Raw genomic sequence first — 19,813 nt, 5'->3', positions numbered from 1 at the left:
TTTTTTTTCGAGTAGTAATATTATAAAAAAATCCTGAAACTACTTTCAGGATTTATTGATTTTTTACATTTGACCGCCGCCCATTTCGTCGTCGCCAGAGTAATTGTTGTTAATGTCTTTTTTCTGCTTTTTGGTTTCAACACGATCTCCTTGTTTGAATCTATACGTTAAAGAAAGTGAGAATTGTCTTGGCATCCATTGCATTTCCATACTTCTTGTAAACTGCTGAGAATTGGTATCTACACGCATTTTTCTAGTATTGAAAATATCTCGAACGTTAAAAGCTAAGGTTCCATTTCCTTTCCAAATGGTTTGCGTTGCTCCAAAATCAATTCCATACATCGCTTTACGGTTCATCATTGCTGTTTTTTCTCCAGCTCTGTAGAAACTTTGAATTTGTAAATTCAGATTTTTGTTTGGTCTAAACGTGTTTGTTAAACGCAATCTGTAAGAAAAACCATCACCCGAAAAGTCCATTTCTTTCGTTGGATCATTCGGGAACATATTGTACGTTCCTGTGTTTTTATATCCATATAAATCGGCTGAAAACATCATTTTCCACCAAGTGAATGGATCGTAGGTACCGTTTAAATCTAAACCATAATTGTTTTCTGATCCGACGTTAACTGGAATGGTATTAATTGCATTCGAGTCATCAAGGTATTGATATCTATTCTGCTCATCCTCCGACTTTTTGTAGTATAAAGTTGGGTTGATGGTAAATTTCTTTTTAGCAATGCTATATCCAAATTCAAATGAGTTCTCATAACTCGGGTTCAAATCTGGATTTCCTCTGAAATAGTTTCTATCGTCATCAAATGACATAAACGGAATCATAGAAAATGCTCTAGGACGATTAATTCTTCTAGAATAATTGACTAAGAATTGACTATCATCTGTAATATTATAGCTTAAGAAAACAGTTGGGAAAAACTTGGTGTAGTTTTTATTTACAGTTGGCGTGTGCGCTGGATTTCCATTGGTATCATAGTTATTGAAATCAATATCAATTTTTGACATTTCACTTCTTAAACCTAATTGATAAGCAAATTTTTCTCCGATTTTACTCTTAAACTGAGCGTAAAGTCCTAAAATATTTTCTGCATAAACGGTGTTACTTGTAAAATCATAACGTTGGAAAAGAGGTCCGCCATCATCACTTTGGTTTACAAAATAATCGTACGTATTTTTATTGTAATCGTATCTCGCACCAGCTTCAATTCTTGAATTTTCACCTAAAGGAAGTTCGTAATCTGCTTTTCCAATGAATGTAGTAGATTTAGAATCAGTCATTACATTATTAACGGAATTACCGGTATTCTGAATGATATTGTTTACGAAGAAGTTTTGTAGAATTTGATTGTCTCCATCCGTTTTATTAGTTTGGAAACTTCCAGAAACCGATAGGTTTTGTCCTTTATCATCCAATTTTTGATCGATCCCAAAATCGATTTGAGTTGCAAGGTTATTGTTGTTTCCTATACTTTGTCTTTCTCTAACCACATCTTGAAAATTAGATGCATCACTGTAGATTTTTTCTCCGTAACGGTTTAGATTATCCGAATCATTATCGAATGTACGGATCATTCCTGAAAAATTAATGGATGTTTTCTCGCCAATGTCACGAACAAATCCTGCAGTTAAATTATAGTTTTCACCCTCACGAGTACTTTTTCCATCCTGATTTGATGATTTAATGAACGGGAATTTATCCGAAGTTAAAGAAGATGGATCTTCTTTTCTTGTCATGTAATTTTTGCTGGTACTTTCACCTTTTTGGTAACCACCACCACCGTTCACATACCAAGTCCAATCACCTTTTCTCCAATTTAAGTTGGCGTTCAGGTTTGTTCTCGGAAGATATCCAATAGATCCTGTTACGCTACCATTAAATCCAGCTTTTTTCTCTTTCTTCAAGATAATATTTAAGATTCCGGCAGTTCCTGAAGCTTCGTATTTTGAAGATGGATTGGTAATCACTTCGATACGATCAATACTTTCAGACGGGATTGATTGAAGCGCATTGGCTCCGTCATCAATTCCAAGTAGGGAAGATGGTTTTCCATTAATTAAGAATCGAACATTCGAATTTCCTCTCATCGTTACCGTTCCATCTGTATCAACAGACACCGAAGGTACGTTTTGCAAAACATCTTGTAAGTTTCCTCCCTTGCTTAATAAGTCGGCACTTACGTTATAGGTTTTCTTGTCTAATTCAACTTTGTAAGGTTTTGTTGATGCCGCTACAATTGTTACCCCTTCAATATTTTGAGTGGGCGTTAATGTTTGTCCAGCTTCTTTAGTAATGGTGAAATTACCATCATTTTTTCCTGCTGTGATCGATCGATCTGTGACTAGTTTTTTATAGTCAATGGCTTCAATACTAACTTCGTATTGGCCTGGAACTAGGGCAACTTGGTAACTTCCGCTTTCATCGGTAAGTACAGCGTCGCTTAATAATTTATTGGTTTTGTTGGAGAAAGTAACCGAAGCATAAGGAATCGCTTGGTTTGCATTGTCTACAATTTTTCCACCTACATTTACTTTTTCTTGTGCGAAGGCCATGCTGGCTGCTCCTAACACAAATACTAATCCTAAAGTTCGTTTTTTGATAATTGAAGAAAATTCAATTTGAGTACTCATAAATTCTATAGTTTACAATGGTATTAGACGAAAAAAAAGACGAAAAGTTAAACTCCGTCTCTTTTTTAGAATAATTCTAAATAATGATTTTTAATTCTTGATATTTTTCGAATTCAACCAATCTTGATACTCTTTTGCATTTCGTGCATGTTCCGCATCATTATCGGTAAATTTATGTAATCCTGGTCTTTTAGGATCAGCACACATGAAGATATACTTATTCGATTCTGCATTAAGAACTGCATCCACAGAGTTTTTATCAACAACGCAAATTGGTCCTGGAGGAATTCCTGCATTGGAGTAGGTGTTGTATGGCGAAGGTGTTCGCAAATCCTTATACAAAACACGTCTAATTTTTGACTGAAAATTATTGGCTTTGTTTACAGCGTAAATTACCGTTGGATCACTTTGCAACTTCATTCCTTTATGGTATCTGTTGAGATACAAACCTGCAATCGTCTTTTGCTCATCCGTTTTTCCACCTGATTCTTTATAAACGATGGAGGCCAAAGCATAAATCTGATTTCGGGTTAATCCACTTTGTTTTTCTTTCGCTACGCGTTCCGCATTCCAAAATTCATTATACTGATCTTGGAATTTCTTGAAAAACTCTTCTGGAGTTACGGTCCAAAAGAATTGATAGGTATCGATAAAGAAATATTTCTTTAAATCTTCAGCATTTTGATAGCCTTCTTTTATCGCAATTTGATCTAAGCTTTTTGCAAAAGTCGCCGAATCGGCTTCCGTTTTTCGACTTACTCGACCTACCATTTGATAGACATCATAAAAATCTCCAATTCGGAATTGATCTGGAGTTTGATTTCCCGCTTTAATCATGTTGACTAACTCTCGGTTATCGGCTCCGTCTTTAATTGCGTAACGCCCGCCTTTGAAATATTGATTCATATTTTTGTCCAAAGCTACGGCTTTGAAACTTTCTGGATCTTTCAAATACGGTTTAATTGAATCTAAAATTTGTTCAAATTTCGCATTAGACGGAATTAATAAATAACCATCTTTTGCAACGTTATTAGACATGTTTTTTGTGTAATAGCGAATGCCGAAATATCCCGCAATGGCGATTACAACTAACAATATGATTAATACGACTTTTTTCATAGAATACGTTATAGGGAAATTTTTCCTTTAAAAACTTGATCTGCAGGACCTTCAAGCCAAATATTTTTGAAAGCATCACCTTCTTTTTCGGCATAAACTTTCAGTTTTCCACCTAAAACTTGAATAGCAACTTCATTGGTGTTTTCTTGACTCATTAATGATAGGGCAGCGGCTGTTGCGCCCGTTCCACAACTGAAAGTTTCATCTTCAACACCACGTTCGTAGGTCCGAACAAACAAATCACTGTTTCCTGTTTTTTCAACAAAATTGACGTTGATACCTTCCTTTTTATACGTGTCAGAATTTCGCACGGCGTAGCCTTCTTTATAAACATCTAGATTTTTTAAATCGGAAACGTATTGTACAAAGTGAGGTGAACCCGTATTTAAAACGAAATTATTTTCATCTTTATTGATTTCGGAAACGTTAATCATTTTAAGTTTAACAATATTTCCATCAATTTCTGCTTCGTGTAGTCCATCGATTGCATTGAACAATGTTTTTTTATCGAAAACATTCAGAAAATGAGCGAAAGCGACTATACATCGACCTCCATTGCCACACATCGTACTTTCGTTTCCGTCCGAATTGTAATACACCATGCGGAAATCAGAAGCGTTATCGTGTTCTAAAAGAATCAATCCGTCGCCACCAATCCCGAATCGGCGATCGCATAAGCGTTCAATCGTTGGTTGCTCTTTAGGAAATTGCTGATCTCGATTATCAATCAGGATAAAATCGTTTCCTGTTCCTTGATATTTGTAAAATTCCATATATATTAAAAAGAAAAGTGAACAAAATTACAAAAAGAATTTGTTCACTTTAATACCTTAGATCAATAAATTATCTATTATCGCCTGTTCTCGTTCTGCTCGAATTATTCCCTCTAGTATTCGTATTTGAGTTGGAATTCGAATTGGAGTTTGAGTTCTGTGGGGCAACATTTCTTTGTACTGTCGTATTTTCAGTTCTTGTGGGCTGAGAATTAGAACGGCTTGATGCGTTTTGTCTAAATCCTGAGTTTGAAGAACTTCTATTAGATTGTGTGTTTTGTTGCTGCTGTTGTTGCGTGTTGGTTCTGAAACCTCCGCCACCATTTCTATTCGTACTCGTATTATTTTGGTTTGTAGAAGGATAACGTCCTGACGAATTGTTATTTGAATTCGAATTTACGTTATTCGGTCTGTTGCTGCTCGCATTAAACCCAGGTCCGTTGTTCGTATTCGTATTTCGGTTGGTCGTTGTATCTCTATATCCATTATTGTATCCATTATTATTGTTGTTATAATAATAATCGTTTCTCTGAACGTAAATCTTTTGACGATTTACCCCATAATAATAAGGAGCTCCGTTATCATAATAATAGTTGAAATTATCACGATAATAATATCCATCATTTCCATAATAACCACCGTTTCCGTAATAGGATTGTGGTGCGTAGTAGTATCCTCCTTGGTAGTACGGATCATAATATTGCTCGTTCCCTGAATAATTGTCTGGGTAAATAACACAAGATGTTAATGATCCCATCAATACTAAACCAATAGATATTTTCAATAAATTTTTCATGACTTTTTTAATTAATTCTCTTTTAAACTTTTTTTCCATTCTTGGTATCCAATGATAGCCATTATGGTAAATACCAAATATTGAACCGAAGTTAATCCAAGTCCTTTATAAATATACATGGGTATCGATATTATATCGGCAATAATCCAGAAAATCCAGTTCTCAATGCGCCTTTTGGCCATTAACCACATTCCAACTAAAAGTAATGCGGTAACAAAAATATCGATCCAATTTGCCCAATCGAGATGATACAAACCGAGCTCAACATTTACATGAGAAAAATTATTATCAATAAAAGGCTTGTAGTAATAAACGAATGTGACCAAAAGTAAACTTAGCACGAAAAGAACTCCCGACACGATCCAATCTTTTTTCGTAGCCCAAGAAACAGAAATATGAATTTGATCATTCGTATGCTTGGACCACAAAATCCAGCCATAAACACTCATAATTGTGTAATAGACATTGATAAGACAATCTCCTAAAAGACCAAAAACAAAAAGGATATACACATAAAGTGAGGTAGAAATGATCCCAGTAGGGTACACCCAAATATTTTTCTTGATGGAAAAGTAAACACTTAAAATTCCAAAAACGACGGCAATTGCTTCAATTGCGATTTGAGTCGTTGTATAGGTTTCGTACGGTTTTAAGAATAATTCGTATAAATCCAAGGGCTTTGTTTTTCAGTGGACTAAATTAATTCAAAATTTTTCGAAATCCCAATGCCTTTTCATAATTTAAATTTTAGATTATTTGTAGTATAGTTGTATTATAATTTAGTTGATTTATTAGTGATAAACACGTTTTAGATTTAGTAAAAAAATGATTTGATTTCTGTTTTATATTCAATTTGAATTCGTAAAATCTAAATATTAACTTGATAACATATTGAATCAACTAATGACGAATACATACATTTTTTGAAAAAAAAATCTTAATAAACGTTAACATTCCGAATTAATTTATATTTTCGTGAAATTAATTTTATCAAATCACTTTATGTCTAATATTTGGATTAAAAAACCCATCAGCGCTTATGAAGCTGAAATGAAGAAAAGCGAACTGAAACGCGTTTTGGGTAAATGGAGTTTAACAGCAATCGGTGTTGGTGCCATTATCGGAGGAGGGATTTTCGTTCTAACGGGTACGGGAGCTTATTACCATGCAGGACCTGCACTTGCTTTATCATTCGTTGTTGCGGGTATCGCTTGTATTTTTGCCGCTTTATGTTACGCGGAATTTTCATCAATTATTCCTGTGGAAGGTTCAGCTTATGCTTATGCATACGGAACTGTAGGTGAGATTTTTGCTTGGGGATTGGGTTGGTGTTTAATCCTCGAATATGCGATGGCAAGTATGGCGGTCGCCGTTTCCTGGTCCGGATATTTTAATAAATTTCTCAAGATGTTTGGAGTTCATCTTCCAGATTATCTTACAAATGACCCTATAAGTTATACCGGTGAAGGGTTTTCTATGAATCTGCCGGCTTTTGTAATTGTACTACTAATTACAGCTTTGGTTGCAAAAGGAACTAAAGAAGCGGCTAAAACAAATAACTTAATTGTATTATTAAAAACTTCAGCTGTTGTCTTCGTGGTGGTTGTTGGTGCTTTTTATGTAATTCCTGATAATTGGATTCCTTTTATTCCTGAAGAAAAAACATTGGTAATGCCAAATGGGGAAGAAGCTTCTGCTTATGGTTTGCATGGGATTATCTCTGGAGCCGCCGCAATTTTCTTCGCCTATATTGGTTTTGATGCCGTTTCAACACAAGCTGGAGAAGCAATTAATCCGAAAAAGGATGTTCCATTTGCAATTATCGCTTCATTATTAATTTGTACGGTACTTTATATTGCTGTTTCTTTAGTATTAACTGGTATGATGGATTACAAATTATTCGATCCGCAAGGTCCTTATCCAGAAGCGATTAAAGCGCCTGTTGCCTATGCATTTGAAGTTGCAGGAAAGCACTGGGCAAGTAATATTATTACCATTGCAGCGACTGTTGGATTAATTTCAGTAATCATGGTTATGATCATGGGACAATCAAGAATTTTCATGGGAATGGCGAAAGATGGTTTGATTCCGAAATTCTTTGGAGAAGTACATCCTAAAACACAAACTCCAGTAAAAGGAATCGTTCTTTTAGGTTGTGTTGTATCAGTTGTCGCTTCTATGACGCCAATTTCAACACTTGCTCACATGACAAGTTTCGGAACGTTGTTCGCTTTTACGATGGTGTGTATCGCTGTTTGGGTTTTAAGAAGAAAAGAACCGAATTTGATTAGACCTTTCAAAGTTCCTTTTGTGAATGTAATTGTTGCTTGCGGAGTTTTAATTAATATTTATTTGATTATTACTTTGGATAAATTAGCATTACAATTATCATTTATTTGGGTTGTTCTTGGAATTATCGTTTATTTCTTGTATTCGAAAAAACATTCGAAGCTTCAAAATGGAGGTTTTGGGGAGACGTTTAAAGCAGAACAACAGCCTTTAGAAGATATTGAAATTGATATCGACAATAAAGATCCTGATTCCAAAGATTAAGTAAAAAAATAATATCAAAAGAAATTCCGCATACCATGCGGAATTTTTATTTTTGCACCATGAAAAAAACATTCTTGATTTTTGGTTTAACAATTTCTGCGCTTGGGTTTTCTCAAAATGTAAAATTTGAAACATTATTGGAAGACCAAATTAGTATTCGAGCAATTGAGATTTGGAGAGGAAAAGTATGGTACGCGGGTTCTCAATCCAAGTTTGGATATGTGGATATTTCCAATCCTAAAAATCAAAAACAAGTTCGTTTAGATTCTTTAAATCAGGACTTTAGAACCATTGCATTGTATCCTGAAAATGCTTTTACGACGGTAAATATTGGTTCTCCAGCGGTTTTCAAAAATGTTTCTTCTAATCTAAAAGTTTCATCTTTGGATCGATATGCTCAAAGTGAAGTTTTTTTTGATTCTCATAAAGTTTCCAAAACCAAACGAAAAAATAGTTTGGCTATAAGTGATCCCTATAATGACGGCCGACCTTTGTTTAGAATAACGTCGAAGAAATTTTTTGATAAAAGCAAAGCGAAGTTGCCAAATTATGCGCAAGGAGAAGCTCATTTTGCGGCGAGTAATTCAAATATTGCAATGGTAAAAGACAATGTGTGGATTGCAACAGGCGGTATGAAATCTCGAATTTTTAAATTTAATTGGAAAAACCCATACCAATGGACGGCTTACGAAACGCCTTTTATTCAAGGAACGGCGAGTACTGGAATTTATTCCATCGATTTTTATGATTCTAAATTCGGAATTGCTGTTGGAGGCGATTATAAAAATCAATCAGGAAACGAAAACAATATTGCAACGACTAAGGATGGTGGGAAAACTTGGCAAATTCAGGCATCTGGAAAGAATGCAGGATATTCTACTTGTGTTAAATTTCGTCCAAGAACAAAAGGGAAAGAGATTTTAGCAATTGGAGATCAGCATATTTCGTATTCTAAAGATGCTGGTAAAACGTGGACGAAAATCTCCAATGAAACTGGTTTTTACGCTTGCGAATGGCAAGATTATAACACGGTGATTCTTGCAGGGAATAACAAAATCTCCAAAATGACTTTTAATTGATAATAAATATCAGTTCGATTCATAGGGGATAATCCATTCTTTATTCCGTAATTTTGCAACATGAATTCTTTAATAGACAAATACAATATTCCAGGTCCGAGGTACACGTCGTATCCAACGGTTCCGTATTGGGATTTGGAAAATTTTGATAAAAAAGCATGGGAATCTTCAGTCGTTCGATCATTTAATGAATCCAATGATTCTGAAGGAATTTCAATTTATATTCACCTTCCTTTTTGCGAAGCTTTATGTACATTTTGTGCATGTCACAAGCGTATTACAAAACAACATTCTGTAGAAACCCCATACATAGAAACCGTTCTCAAAGAATGGAAATTATATGTTGATTTGTTTGGAAGAAAACCTAAAATTAAAGAATTGCATTTAGGTGGCGGAACGCCGACGTTCTTTTCGCCTGACAATTTGAAAACCTTATTGGAAGGGATTTTTTCAATTTCAGATATTGCGGAAGAACCCGAATTTAGTTTTGAAGGACATCCAAATAATACAACCCGTGAGCATTTGCAGGTTTTGTATGATTTAGGTTTTAGACGATGCAGTTTTGGAGTTCAAGATTACAATCCAACAGTCCAAAAAGCGATTAATCGAGTTCAGCCTTTTGAAAATGTGAAAAACGTTACCGAATGGGCACGTGAAATTGGTTATGTGAGTATTTCGCATGATTTGGTTTTTGGCTTGCCATTTTCCAATTGGGAAAGTATGGAAAACACGATTCGTAAAACTATGGAATTGAAACCCGATCGTTTGGCATTTTATTCATACGCTCATGTTCCTTGGATTAAAGGAGTTGGACAACGTGGTTTTGATGAAAAAGACCTTCCGAGTGGCGAAGAGAAAAGAAAATTATACGAAAACGGAAAGCAACTTTTAGAAGATTTAGGTTATAAAGAAGTGGGAATGGACCATTTTGCTTTGGAGCATGATGATTTGTACCAGTCGATGATTAATGGTAAAATTCACCGTAATTTTATGGGATATTCATCAAGTAAAACCCAGTTAATGGTTGGTTTGGGGATGAGTTCCATTTCCGATTCGTGGTATGTTTTTGCACAAAATGAAAAATCGGTTGAAGAATATCAAAAATTGGTTGAAGAGGGTGAAATTCCAGTTGTGAAAGGCCATATTCTGTCAGAAGAAGATTTGCTAATTAGAAAACATATTTTGAATTTAATGTGCCGTTTGGAAACGTCTTGGGATGCCCAAAATTTTGTTTCCGAATTGGATAACTCGTTGATTCAACTTGAAGAAATGCAGGAAGATGGTTTGGTTATTATTGAAGAAAACGGAATTAAAATCACTGAAAAAGGTCGTGCATTTACACGAAATGTAGCGATGACGTTTGATTTGAGAATGTTACGCAGTAAGCCTGAAACTAGAATTTTTTCGATGACGATTTAACGAAATTTACTTTAAAAAAAATAGAGAATAGAGCAGAACTTTGGTTCTGCTTTTTTGTTTTATCAATTTCAATTTTCGATTCACATTTTTTAATTTGATTGAGATGGAAATTAAATTTTAAGCTAAACATTTGAAAATGCACGAAATCAAGTCTGAGATTGTCTTAAAAAAATCTTAAACTATGAAGAATTTCATTATATTTGCCGACTATAAAATTAATGTTGTATTCATATGCAAGGAAAAGGATTTATTATTACGATTGCGATCGTTTTGGGCCTTATCTGTTTCAATGAATTGTTGCCAACTTGGTATGCAAGCCGCATTGAAAGAAAGATAGAAGCTGCAAACGGCAATGAAAAGGAAATTAAAAAACTCAAAGAAGACACACTAAATCTTGGTTTCACCAAGTTGTACTATTCCCGAGCGAAGGAGAAAGAAATGAAACTAGGTCTTGACTTAAAAGGAGGGATCAACGTTTTATTAGAGATCAACCAAAGAGATTTGGTGAATGATTTAACCAACTATACAGCAAACCCAGTAGTGGTTGAAGCGTTGGATAGATCAGACAAACTCCAAAAAACGACTGCGAACAAAGCGTACATCGATATTTTCTTTGATCAGTTTGATGCCGTAAATAAGGAAAAAAATGCTGGTTTGAAACTTGCAGACCCAGAAGTATTCGGAAACACGACGCTTACTGAGGTAAAATACAACACAACAGACGATCAAGTTAAAAAAATCGTTCGTACAAAAATTGACCAGTCAGTAGGAACGGCGTTTGAGGTTATCAAAACGCGTATTGACAAGATTGGTGCTGTACAACCGAACGTACAAAGAGTACCAGGTACCGCAAGAATTTCTGTAGAAATGCCAGGTATCAAAGATATCGATAGAGTTAAAAAAATGCTTCAATCTTCTGCAAAACTTCAATTTTGGGAGGTACAGCAAGTAAACGAAGTGGCTCCATATTTAGAGCAATTACAATCAGTAATCGCTGCAAAAGGAGATTCTATGGGTGTTGATAAAAACACCAACTTAATCAAAGCTTTAACTTCAAAAGAATTGCAGTCTAACGGTATTGCAAATGTAAACTTGGCAGATACAGCGATGGTTAATAAGGTTTTGAACAGTGCTGTTGCTATCAAAGCAAGACCAATAAACATGCGTTATACGGAGTTTATGTGGGGGTACAAGCCAGAATCTAGCAGTCCAGAGCATTTGGTATTATATGCAATTCGTGGGAATCCTCAAAAGAAAGCACCAGTAGATGGAGCAGTAGAAACATCAAACATCAACTACGACCAAATGGGTAGAGTAGTTGTAGATATGCAGATGGATTCTAAAGGAGCAAAAGAATGGAAAACAATGACCGAAAGAAACGTAAACAAACCAGTTGCGGTTACGTTAGATGGTCACGTATATACGGCACCAAACGTTGTAAGTGTAATTCCTAATGGTAGAACCCAGATCTCTGGAAACTTCTCATTGAACGAGGCACAAGACTTAGTAAACGTTTTAGGAGCAGGAAAATTGCCGGCTGGTGCCAAAGTAGTACAAGCAGATGTTGTAGGACCATCCTTAGGACAAGAGTCTATTAATGCAGGTTTAATGTCATTTATCGTTGCTTTTGCAGTAATGATTATCTACATTATTTTCTATTACGGTGGAGCGGGTGTTTATGCGGTAATCGCGATGATCATCAACTTGTTCTACATCTTCGGTATTATGGATTCGGGAGACTTTACGTTAACGCTTCCAGGTATCGCAGGTATTGTTTTATCCATGGCGATGGCAGTGGATACCAACGTAATTATTTACGAAAGGACGAAGGAAGAATTATTTGCAGGGAAAAACATTATGCAAGCCTATAAAGATGGTTTCAAACATGCATTCTCGGCGATCTTAGATGGTCACTTAACGACAATTCTAACGGCAGTTGTATTGTTAGTTTTCGGTACGGGACCAATTAAAGGTTTTGCTGTAACGTTAATTATCGGTATTGTGATGACGTTCTTTACCAACGTTGGTTTGGCTAGGGTAATGATCTTCAACAGACTTGAAAAAGGAAAACAACTTTCGGTTTGGACGGCTCCAACGAAGAATATGTTCCGTAATATTTGGATCGACTTTATTGGAAAAAGAAAATATGCATACATCTTCTCTTTAGTTCTTACTGGTATTTGTGTTGCTTCAATGTTCACAAACGGATTTAAATTCGGCGTTGACTTTGAAGGAGGTAGAAACTACGTTGTGAAGTTGGAAAAAACAATCGATTCGGATCAAGCGAAAGATGCTTTATCTAAATTGTTTGTAACGAAAGACGGAAAAAATAATACAGTTGATGTAAAAACATTTGGTACAGATAACCAATTGAAAATTACAACAGACTACAAAATTGATGATGAATCATTAGCAGCTGACCAAGAAATTGAAAATAAACTATTCCAAGGTTTAAAACCATTCTTACCAGCTAAAACAACGATTCAAGATTTCAAATCGGCAGATAAAGATCACTATGGAATTGTTTCTTCGGCGAAAGTTGGACCTTCTGTAGCAGAAGATATTAAATACCGTGGTACATTAGCAGTTGCTGCTGCATTAGCGGGAATCTTCATCTATATCTTGTTTAGATTCAACAAATGGCAGTTCTCATTAGGAGCGGTTGTATCGTTATTCCACGATGCTATAATCGTAATCGGTGCGTACTCATTATTATACAAAGTGATGCCTTTCAACTTAGAAATCAATCAGGATTTCATTGCGGCAATTCTTACCGTAATTGGATATTCCTTGAATGATACCGTAATTATCTTCGACAGAATTCGAGAGTATTTACGTGAGAAAAAATCTATCACTTTAGCAGGATTGTTTGATGACTCTATTTCAAGTACATTGGGTAGAACATTCAACACAACATTTACGACATTATTAGTATTGTTAGCAATCTTCATCTTTGGTGGTGACAACTTGAGAGGATTTATCTTCGCGTTGTTAATCGGTATTGGTTTCGGTGCATATTCATCAATCTTCGTAGCATCTGCAATTGCGTATGACACGTTGAAAGGGAAAGGTAAAGAGGAAAAAGTTACGGGTAAAACCACAACGGCTAAATAAATTTAGTTATACAACATAAAAGAGTCCTTTAGTTTTTGCTAAAGGACTTTTTTTTGGTTTCATTTTTTAATAAAAGTCTCGGTGTGATACGCTAATTATCCTATATTTGCTTCATGGATTTTAAGAGATTGATAATTCGTGGTATTTCCTATAGCCAAACCCAATCTGGGGCATACGCTTTGTTATTAGAAGATGAAGAAACATCGGTAAAATTGCCTGTTGTTATCGGTAATTTTGAAGCGCAGTCCATATCATTGGGGTTAGAAAAGGATATTAATCCACCACGACCATTAACGCATGATTTATTTTCAAAATTTGTAGAATTAGCCAATTATACACTTTCTTCAGTGGTGATTTATCAGATTGTAGATGGTGTCTTTTTTTCGAACATTAATTTTGTAAATAACGAATCCAAAGAAGAATTGGTTTTGGATGCTCGAACTTCGGATGCTGTAGCCATGGCAGTTCGTTTCGATGCGCCTATCTATACCACTTCACAAGTTCTTAACGAGGCTGGAATTTTATTGGATATTGAAGATGCTTCAAAGCCTGAAGATGCCGAAGAAATTTCAGACGAACCTATTGCTGCTGGAGGTTTTAGCGATCTTACGATGGAAGATTTGCAAAATCTTTTAGATTGTGCTGTTCGTGACGAAGATTATGACACAGCGCTTGAAATTCAAGAAGAAATCAAACGCAGAAAAAAGAAAATTGACTAAATAAATACGTGTACGCTATATGAATGTAAAGTTACGTTTAACCATAATGAACTTCTTGGAGTTTGCCGTTTGGGGGGCTTATCTTACCTCAATGGGTAATTATCTAGGTTCTGTGGGATTGGGTCCGAAAATCGGATTATTTTATGCCATGCAAGGAATTGTTTCCATCTTTATGCCGGCTATTATGGGTATCATTGCCGATCGATGGATTCCCGTTCAACGATTATTAGGTATTAATCATCTCCTTGCTGCTGTATTTATTATCGCTGCTGGATATTATGGACAAACTTCGGGTGCAGATGTAGATTTTACAACGATTTTCACCTTGTATTCTTTAAGTGTGGCGTTCTTTATGCCTACGATTGCTTTGTCCAATTCTACAGCGTATACTATTCTAAAACAAAACAATCTCAACACTATTAAAGCGTTTCCACCGATTAGAACATTCGGAACGGTTGGTTTTATTGTCGCGATGTTGTTTGTAAATTTCTTTGGAACTCAAGACGGAAGTTTTAGTTTCAATTTCTCGGGCGAAGGAACGTTTAAAAGTTTCCAATCCGATTACAATCAGTTTTATGTTTCAGGGATTTTAGGAATTGTTTTGTTCTTGTATAGCTTCACATTACCGAATTGTCCAGTAGATAAATCAAGAGAAAAGAAAACGTTGAATGAAGCTTTAGGTTTAAAAGCATTCTCCTTGTTCAAAGATCGTAAGATGGCGATTTTCTTTGTCTTCTCGATGTTGTTAGGTGTTTCGTTGCAAATTACCAATGGATACGCAAATCCGTTTATTACAACGTTTAAAAGCGTCCCAGAATATGCAAATACGTGGGGAGCGAATAATGCGAATGCGTTAATCTCTCTTTCTCAAGTTTCGGAAACCTTGTGTATTTTGTTAATTCCCTTTTTCTTGAAGCGTTTCGGGATCAAAACCGTAATGTTAATGGCGATGGTAGGCTGGGTTTTACGTTTCGGATTATTCGGATTAGGAAATCCAGGAACAGGTGTTTGGATGTTCATTATCTCCATGATCGTGTACGGAATTGCATTTGATTTCTTTAATGTTTCGGGTTCATTGTATGTGGATAACGAAACGGATAAAGATATTCGTTCATCAGCTCAAGGTGTTTTTATGATGATGACCAACGGTTTTGGTGCAACTTTAGGAATGCTTGGAGCACAAGAAATTGTAAATCATTTTGTGTTTAGTCAAACCGATTTAGGAGCTCAATTAGAAGGTTGGAAGACCTCTTGGTATATTTTTGCAGGCTATGCATTAGTGGTTACCATCTTGTTTGCGTTTATCTTTAAGCATAAACATAATCCCGAAGAAATGGCGAAAGCCACTCATTAAAATAAGCAAATGCACTTTTTGAAAGTGCGTTTTTTTTTGTATCTTGGCAAAGAGAGAATTATGAAGATAATACCCTATACACAGTACTTTGCGCTATTTTTAGCCTTCATCGGAAGCTTTCTTCCATTAGTGCATGTTCCAATTTTGGGAAATTGGAATTTTTGGGAAACCGATCATTATTTAGCAATTAGTTTTTGGGCTATTTGCTTATTGTGTTTGTTAGGAATTGTATTTCAACATTCGAAAGTCGTGAGGATAGGAGCGGTTCTGCTCTTGGTTCACATGGCTTTTAGTATGTATGCCGTTCGCTATCAAACCAACGATTTCTTTTCCTTTATTCCTATTGCAAAGTTGAAGAATCTTGCGACAGGAATGGTGACTTTAAAATGGGGCTGGCAAGTAATCTTGATAGGTGCAGTTGTCTTATTATTTTCCTCATTTTTCAAACAAAAAAAGATTAATTAAGAATATGAAAGAAGTTTTCATCGTATCGGCAGTAAGAACGCCGATGGGAAGTTTTATGGGAAGTTTATCTTCCGTGCCTGCACCACAATTGGGGACTGCAGCAATTAAAGGAGCTTTAGAAAAAATTAGCCTAGACCCAAACGCTGTTCAAGAAGTGTATATGGGAAATGTAATCCAAGCAGGAGAAGGTCAAGCGCCAGCGAGACAAGCTGCTTTAGGAGCAGGTTTATCCAACGAAACACCTTGTACAACCGTAAATAAAGTGTGTGCTTCTGGTATGAAAGCCGTAATGATGGGCGCTCAAGCAATTAAAGCTGGAGATGTTGACGTTATCGTTGCTGGTGGAATGGAAAATATGTCTCGTATTCCACATTATTTAGATGGAAGAAATGGAGTAAAATTGGGTGAAATCAAAATGCAAGATGGAATGCTTCGCGATGGTTTACTTGATGCATTCCACGGACAACATATGGGAAATTTCGCTGAGAAATGTGCTTCAAAATATGAGTTTTCAAGAGAAGATCAAGATCAATTTGCGATTCAATCGTACAAAAGATCATCACAGGCTTGGGCGGATGGAAAATTTGCGAATGAAGTAGTTCCGGTTTCGGTTCCTCAAAGAAAAGGTGATCCTGTAATCTTTGCAGAAGACGAAGAATATAAAAACGTGAAATTCGATAAAATTGGTTCGTTGCCACCGGCTTTCCAAAGAGATGGTGGAACGGTAACAGCAGCGAATGCTTCGACAATTAACGATGGAGCTTCGGCTTTAATTTTAGTTTCCAAAGAAAAAATGGAAGAACTAGGATTGAAACCTTTAGCAAAAATCGTTTCGTATGCGGATGCAGCGCAAGAGCCAGAGTGGTTTACAACAGCGCCTGCAAAAGCGCTTCCAATTGCTTTGAAAAAAGCTGGTTTGGAAGTTTCTGATATTGACTTTTTCGAGTTCAACGAAGCGTTTTCTGTAGTTGGTTTAGCGAATAATAAAATTTTAGGTTTAGATGGAGCTAAAGTGAATGTGAACGGTGGTGCGGTTTCTTTAGGTCACCCACTGGGAAGTTCAGGTTCTAGAATCATCGTAACATTGATTAACGTTCTAAAACAGAACAGCGGAAAATACGGTGCAGCAGCAATCTGCAACGGTGGTGGAGGAGCTTCTGCCATTGTGATTGAGAACATGGCGTAAGCCAATTTCCATAAAAATATAGCCATTAAGCATAATTCACGATTATTTTCGTGTTTATCTTAATGGTTTTTTTATTTTTGTTTAAACAATTTTTGAAGAATGTCTGAGACAAACGATGCTTTGGCGCAAAAGAATATCAAGAATAACCCGAAAATAATGAAGGCTTGGGCCACATATGACTGGGCAAATTCGGTATATTCATTGGTAATTACATCTACTATTTTTCCTATTTACTATACGATTCTTACCACCAAATTCAATAAAAAAGAATTTGTGGAAGCCGCAAATGAGTATCAGGAAATTCCCGTACGTCATATGATTAAAATTTTCGGAGAGCATTATGAGCCCGACGCAGTTTTAAGTTTTTCGTATGCTATTTCATTCTTTTTAGTTGTTTTGATTTCCCCATTTTTATCCTCCTTGGCGGATACCATTGGGAACAAAAAATCTTTTCTTCAGTTTTTCTGTTATTTGGGAGCGACATCTTGTATGGGATTAGCCTTATTTACAGGGATGGAAAACGTCTTTTTAGGTTTATTATTTAGTATTACAGCCAGCGTCGGTTTCTGGGGGAGTTTGGTTTTCTACAACTCCTTTTTACCCGATATTGCAACGCCTGATAAGCAAGATTCACTTTCCGCAAAAGGCTATATTTATGGGTATGTGGGATCGGTTGTTTTGTTGATTATTTGTTTGTTTTTAATTCAAGGAATAACAACAGACCCGAAACAACAAAATATTATGATCCGAATTACATTCCTATTGACAGGAGCTTGGTGGTTTGGTTTTTCTCAATATACGTTCAAAAACTTACCTCAATTTGGAAATGTTAGTGATAAATTACCAAAGGATTTGGTCTTGCTTAATTACAAGAATATTTTCAAAAGACACGAGGAACAAGGTGGTTTTTTTGAAGTTTTAAAGGATAATATCAGCTTTTATATTGATGTAGCCAAAGAAAGTTTTAGAGAACTTTTCAAGGTTGGAAACAAACTCTTTGCAAACCGAAATTTAAAATTCTTCTTATCCAGTTTCTTCTTTTACAGTGTTGGGATGCAAACGATTTTCTTAATGGCAACGCCTTTTGGAAGTACGATGGTTTTTCCAAAGCAGGAAGATAAATACAAGTTGATTATCACGATTCTGGTTATTCAAATTATTGCAATTTTTGGGGCCTTTATTTTCTCTAAATTGTCGAAACGAATCGGAAATAAAAACGTTATTTCGATCGCTGGAGTTATTTGGATTGCATGTTGTTTATCGGCTTATTTATTGAAGAAAGAAAACCCGAACATGCAAATGCAGTTTTACATTTTAGCAGGTTTTATTGGCTTGGTTATGGGCGGCTTACAGGCGATGTCACGTTCCACGTATTCCAAATTATTGCCGGAAAATTCCATGGAAAATACCACGTTTTTCAGTTTTTATGATGTATTAGAAAAGCTTGCAATTATTTGTGGAATGCTTATTTTCACGGTGTTTATTCAGAAATTTGGAAACATGCAATATGCGTTTATTGCAATGTCTATATTCTTTGCGTTAGGAATTCTTCTTATTCGATTTGTAGTTATTAAAAATCACAAATAGGAAGATGTAATTTCTGGTGCGATTATTGTATCTTATTGGCTGATTTTTAGTAATTTTGCAACAAAATAGTAACTACATGACCAACCCTTTATTCTACGCAAAAATTTTACTTTTCGGTGAATACGGAATTATAGAGGATTCCCAAGGTCTTACCTTGCCTTATAGCTTCTACAAAGGGACTTTGAAGTTTTCAAAAGACTTTTCAGATTTTGAAAAGAAATCCAACGAGCATTTACAGCGCTATGCTGAATATTTGGCTGATTTGGAACTTCCAGAAAATTTCAAATTAAATGTTTCCGCTTTCAAGAAAGATATTTCGAAAGGATTGTTTTTCGACTCGAATATTCCGCAAGGATATGGAGTTGGAAGTTCAGGAGCTTTGGTGGCTGCTATTTTTGAAAAATATTCGTTTACAAAACGAACTCCAGACGAAATCTCAAAAAACGAATTAAAAGAGCTGAAAAAGGTTTTCGGAAAACTAGAAAGTTATTTCCATGGAACCAGTTCAGGAATTGATCCGTTGATTTGTTATATGAACCTTCCAATCCTTATTGAAAATCGTGAAAACGTAGATAAGGTGAATATTCCGCAAGGAGAGCAAGGAAAAGGAGCGATCTTTTTAATTGACTCAGGTATGGTAGGTGAGACGGGACCGATGGTACAGATTTTCTTTGAAAAAATGAAAACCGAAGGTTTCCGCAAAACGATGAAAGAAGAGTTTATCCGCTATAATAATGCGTGTATTGATGCATTTTTGAAGAAAGAGATGAACCCGTTTTTCAGAAACTTGAAAAAACTATCTGTTTGGGCGTATGAACATTTCAAACCGATGATTCCGGAAAGCATTTACAATGTTTGGAAAAAAGGTTTGGATACCAATGCGTATTATTTAAAACTTTGTGGTAGCGGTGGTGGAGGCTATATCTTAGGTTTTACCAAAGATTATGACCAAGCCGAAAAAATGCTCGAAGGTTTTCAAAAAGAGGTGATCTATCGATTTTAGTTT

Annotated in this window: 15 protein-coding genes; 10 read left to right on the top strand and 5 right to left on the bottom strand. The window is 35.7% G+C overall.

Features of this window, described 5'->3' with window-relative positions; genetic code table 11:
* Positions 1 to 63 precede the first annotated feature (63 nt).
* From AC5XHR_RS01530 to pnuC, 5 genes are all read right to left on the bottom strand, one after another.
* Positions 64 to 2,643, bottom strand: a complete 2,580-nt coding sequence (locus AC5XHR_RS01530) for a TonB-dependent receptor domain-containing protein (protein WP_495949012.1) — start codon at positions 2,641 to 2,643, stop codon at positions 64 to 66.
* 90 nt (positions 2,644 to 2,733) lie between these two features.
* Complete coding sequence (gene mltG / locus AC5XHR_RS01525) at positions 2,734 to 3,762, bottom strand: endolytic transglycosylase MltG (RefSeq protein WP_495949011.1); 1,029 nt, start codon at positions 3,760 to 3,762, stop codon at positions 2,734 to 2,736.
* Between the two features lie 8 nt (positions 3,763 to 3,770).
* A complete protein-coding gene (gene dapF / locus AC5XHR_RS01520; protein WP_495949010.1) occupies positions 3,771 to 4,535 on the bottom strand; it encodes a diaminopimelate epimerase in 765 nt (254 codons plus the stop codon).
* Positions 4,536 to 4,605: 70 nt separating this feature from the next.
* Positions 4,606 to 5,331 carry a hypothetical protein gene (locus AC5XHR_RS01515; protein ID WP_495949009.1) on the bottom strand — a complete coding sequence of 242 codons (726 nt, stop codon included), beginning with the start codon at positions 5,329 to 5,331 and terminating at the stop codon, positions 4,606 to 4,608.
* A gap of 11 nt (positions 5,332 to 5,342) precedes the next feature.
* On the bottom strand, positions 5,343 to 6,005 hold the full coding sequence (gene pnuC, locus AC5XHR_RS01510) for a nicotinamide riboside transporter PnuC (protein ID WP_495949008.1): 663 nt from the start codon (positions 6,003 to 6,005) through the stop codon (positions 5,343 to 5,345).
* A 328-nt stretch (positions 6,006 to 6,333) separates the two neighbouring features.
* On the opposite strand from pnuC, the gene AC5XHR_RS01505 reads away from it, so the two are divergent.
* The 10 genes from AC5XHR_RS01505 to AC5XHR_RS01460 all read left to right on the top strand — a co-directional run bounded on the left by AC5XHR_RS01505 (position 6,334) and on the right by AC5XHR_RS01460 (position 19,810).
* Positions 6,334 to 7,884, top strand: coding sequence for an APC family permease (locus AC5XHR_RS01505; protein WP_495949007.1), 1,551 nt, complete (start codon positions 6,334 to 6,336; stop codon positions 7,882 to 7,884).
* Between the two features lie 59 nt (positions 7,885 to 7,943).
* Positions 7,944 to 8,963, top strand: a complete 1,020-nt coding sequence (locus AC5XHR_RS01500) for a WD40/YVTN/BNR-like repeat-containing protein (RefSeq protein WP_495949006.1) — start codon at positions 7,944 to 7,946, stop codon at positions 8,961 to 8,963.
* Between the two features lie 60 nt (positions 8,964 to 9,023).
* Positions 9,024 to 10,382: an oxygen-independent coproporphyrinogen III oxidase gene (hemN, locus tag AC5XHR_RS01495; RefSeq protein ID WP_495949005.1), complete on the top strand. Its 1,359-nt coding sequence runs from the start codon at positions 9,024 to 9,026 to the stop codon at positions 10,380 to 10,382.
* 231 nt (positions 10,383 to 10,613) lie between these two features.
* Positions 10,614 to 13,496 carry a protein translocase subunit SecD gene (secD, locus tag AC5XHR_RS01490; RefSeq protein ID WP_495949004.1) on the top strand — a complete coding sequence of 961 codons (2,883 nt, stop codon included), beginning with the start codon at positions 10,614 to 10,616 and terminating at the stop codon, positions 13,494 to 13,496.
* 113 nt (positions 13,497 to 13,609) lie between these two features.
* Positions 13,610 to 14,215: a bifunctional nuclease family protein gene (locus AC5XHR_RS01485; protein ID WP_495949003.1), complete on the top strand. Its 606-nt coding sequence runs from the start codon at positions 13,610 to 13,612 to the stop codon at positions 14,213 to 14,215.
* 19 nt (positions 14,216 to 14,234) lie between these two features.
* Complete coding sequence (locus AC5XHR_RS01480) at positions 14,235 to 15,569, top strand: MFS transporter (RefSeq protein WP_495949002.1); 1,335 nt, start codon at positions 14,235 to 14,237, stop codon at positions 15,567 to 15,569.
* A 60-nt stretch (positions 15,570 to 15,629) separates the two neighbouring features.
* Positions 15,630 to 16,034, top strand: a complete 405-nt coding sequence (locus AC5XHR_RS01475) for a hypothetical protein (RefSeq protein WP_495949001.1) — start codon at positions 15,630 to 15,632, stop codon at positions 16,032 to 16,034.
* Between the two features lie 4 nt (positions 16,035 to 16,038).
* Positions 16,039 to 17,220, top strand: a complete 1,182-nt coding sequence (locus AC5XHR_RS01470) for an acetyl-CoA C-acyltransferase (RefSeq protein ID WP_495949000.1) — start codon at positions 16,039 to 16,041, stop codon at positions 17,218 to 17,220.
* A 99-nt stretch (positions 17,221 to 17,319) separates the two neighbouring features.
* On the top strand, positions 17,320 to 18,807 hold the full coding sequence (locus AC5XHR_RS01465; protein ID WP_495948999.1) for an MFS transporter: 1,488 nt from the start codon (positions 17,320 to 17,322) through the stop codon (positions 18,805 to 18,807).
* Between the two features lie 76 nt (positions 18,808 to 18,883).
* Positions 18,884 to 19,810 (top strand): mevalonate kinase family protein, encoded by a 927-nt coding sequence (locus AC5XHR_RS01460; RefSeq protein ID WP_495948998.1) that lies wholly within the window; start codon positions 18,884 to 18,886, stop codon positions 19,808 to 19,810.
* Positions 19,811 to 19,813: the final 3 nt, after the last annotated feature.

Source organism: Kaistella sp. CFF1-2 (genome assembly GCF_059509915.1).
Note: the sequence above shows the minus strand (reverse complement) of the source record. Positions and strands in the feature narration are given on the sequence as shown.

Excerpts from the sequence above, each read along its gene's own strand:
- AC5XHR_RS01530 (WP_495949012.1), bottom strand. The coding sequence starts at position 2,643 with ATGAGTACTCAAATTGAATTTTCTTCAATTATCAAAAAACGAACTTTA.
- mltG (WP_495949011.1), bottom strand. The coding sequence starts at position 3,762 with ATGAAAAAAGTCGTATTAATCATATTGTTAGTTGTAATCGCCATTGCG.
- dapF (WP_495949010.1), bottom strand. The coding sequence starts at position 4,535 with ATGGAATTTTACAAATATCAAGGAACAGGAAACGATTTTATCCTGATT.
- AC5XHR_RS01515 (WP_495949009.1), bottom strand. The coding sequence starts at position 5,331 with ATGAAAAATTTATTGAAAATATCTATTGGTTTAGTATTGATGGGATCA.
- AC5XHR_RS01505 (WP_495949007.1), top strand. The coding sequence starts at position 6,334 with ATGTCTAATATTTGGATTAAAAAACCCATCAGCGCTTATGAAGCTGAA.
- AC5XHR_RS01500 (WP_495949006.1), top strand. The coding sequence starts at position 7,944 with ATGAAAAAAACATTCTTGATTTTTGGTTTAACAATTTCTGCGCTTGGG.
- hemN (WP_495949005.1), top strand. The coding sequence starts at position 9,024 with ATGAATTCTTTAATAGACAAATACAATATTCCAGGTCCGAGGTACACG.
- secD (WP_495949004.1), top strand. The coding sequence starts at position 10,614 with ATGCAAGGAAAAGGATTTATTATTACGATTGCGATCGTTTTGGGCCTT.
- AC5XHR_RS01485 (WP_495949003.1), top strand. The coding sequence starts at position 13,610 with ATGGATTTTAAGAGATTGATAATTCGTGGTATTTCCTATAGCCAAACC.
- AC5XHR_RS01480 (WP_495949002.1), top strand. The coding sequence starts at position 14,235 with ATGAATGTAAAGTTACGTTTAACCATAATGAACTTCTTGGAGTTTGCC.
- AC5XHR_RS01475 (WP_495949001.1), top strand. The coding sequence starts at position 15,630 with ATGAAGATAATACCCTATACACAGTACTTTGCGCTATTTTTAGCCTTC.
- AC5XHR_RS01470 (WP_495949000.1), top strand. The coding sequence starts at position 16,039 with ATGAAAGAAGTTTTCATCGTATCGGCAGTAAGAACGCCGATGGGAAGT.
- AC5XHR_RS01465 (WP_495948999.1), top strand. The coding sequence starts at position 17,320 with ATGTCTGAGACAAACGATGCTTTGGCGCAAAAGAATATCAAGAATAAC.
- AC5XHR_RS01460 (WP_495948998.1), top strand. The coding sequence starts at position 18,884 with ATGACCAACCCTTTATTCTACGCAAAAATTTTACTTTTCGGTGAATAC.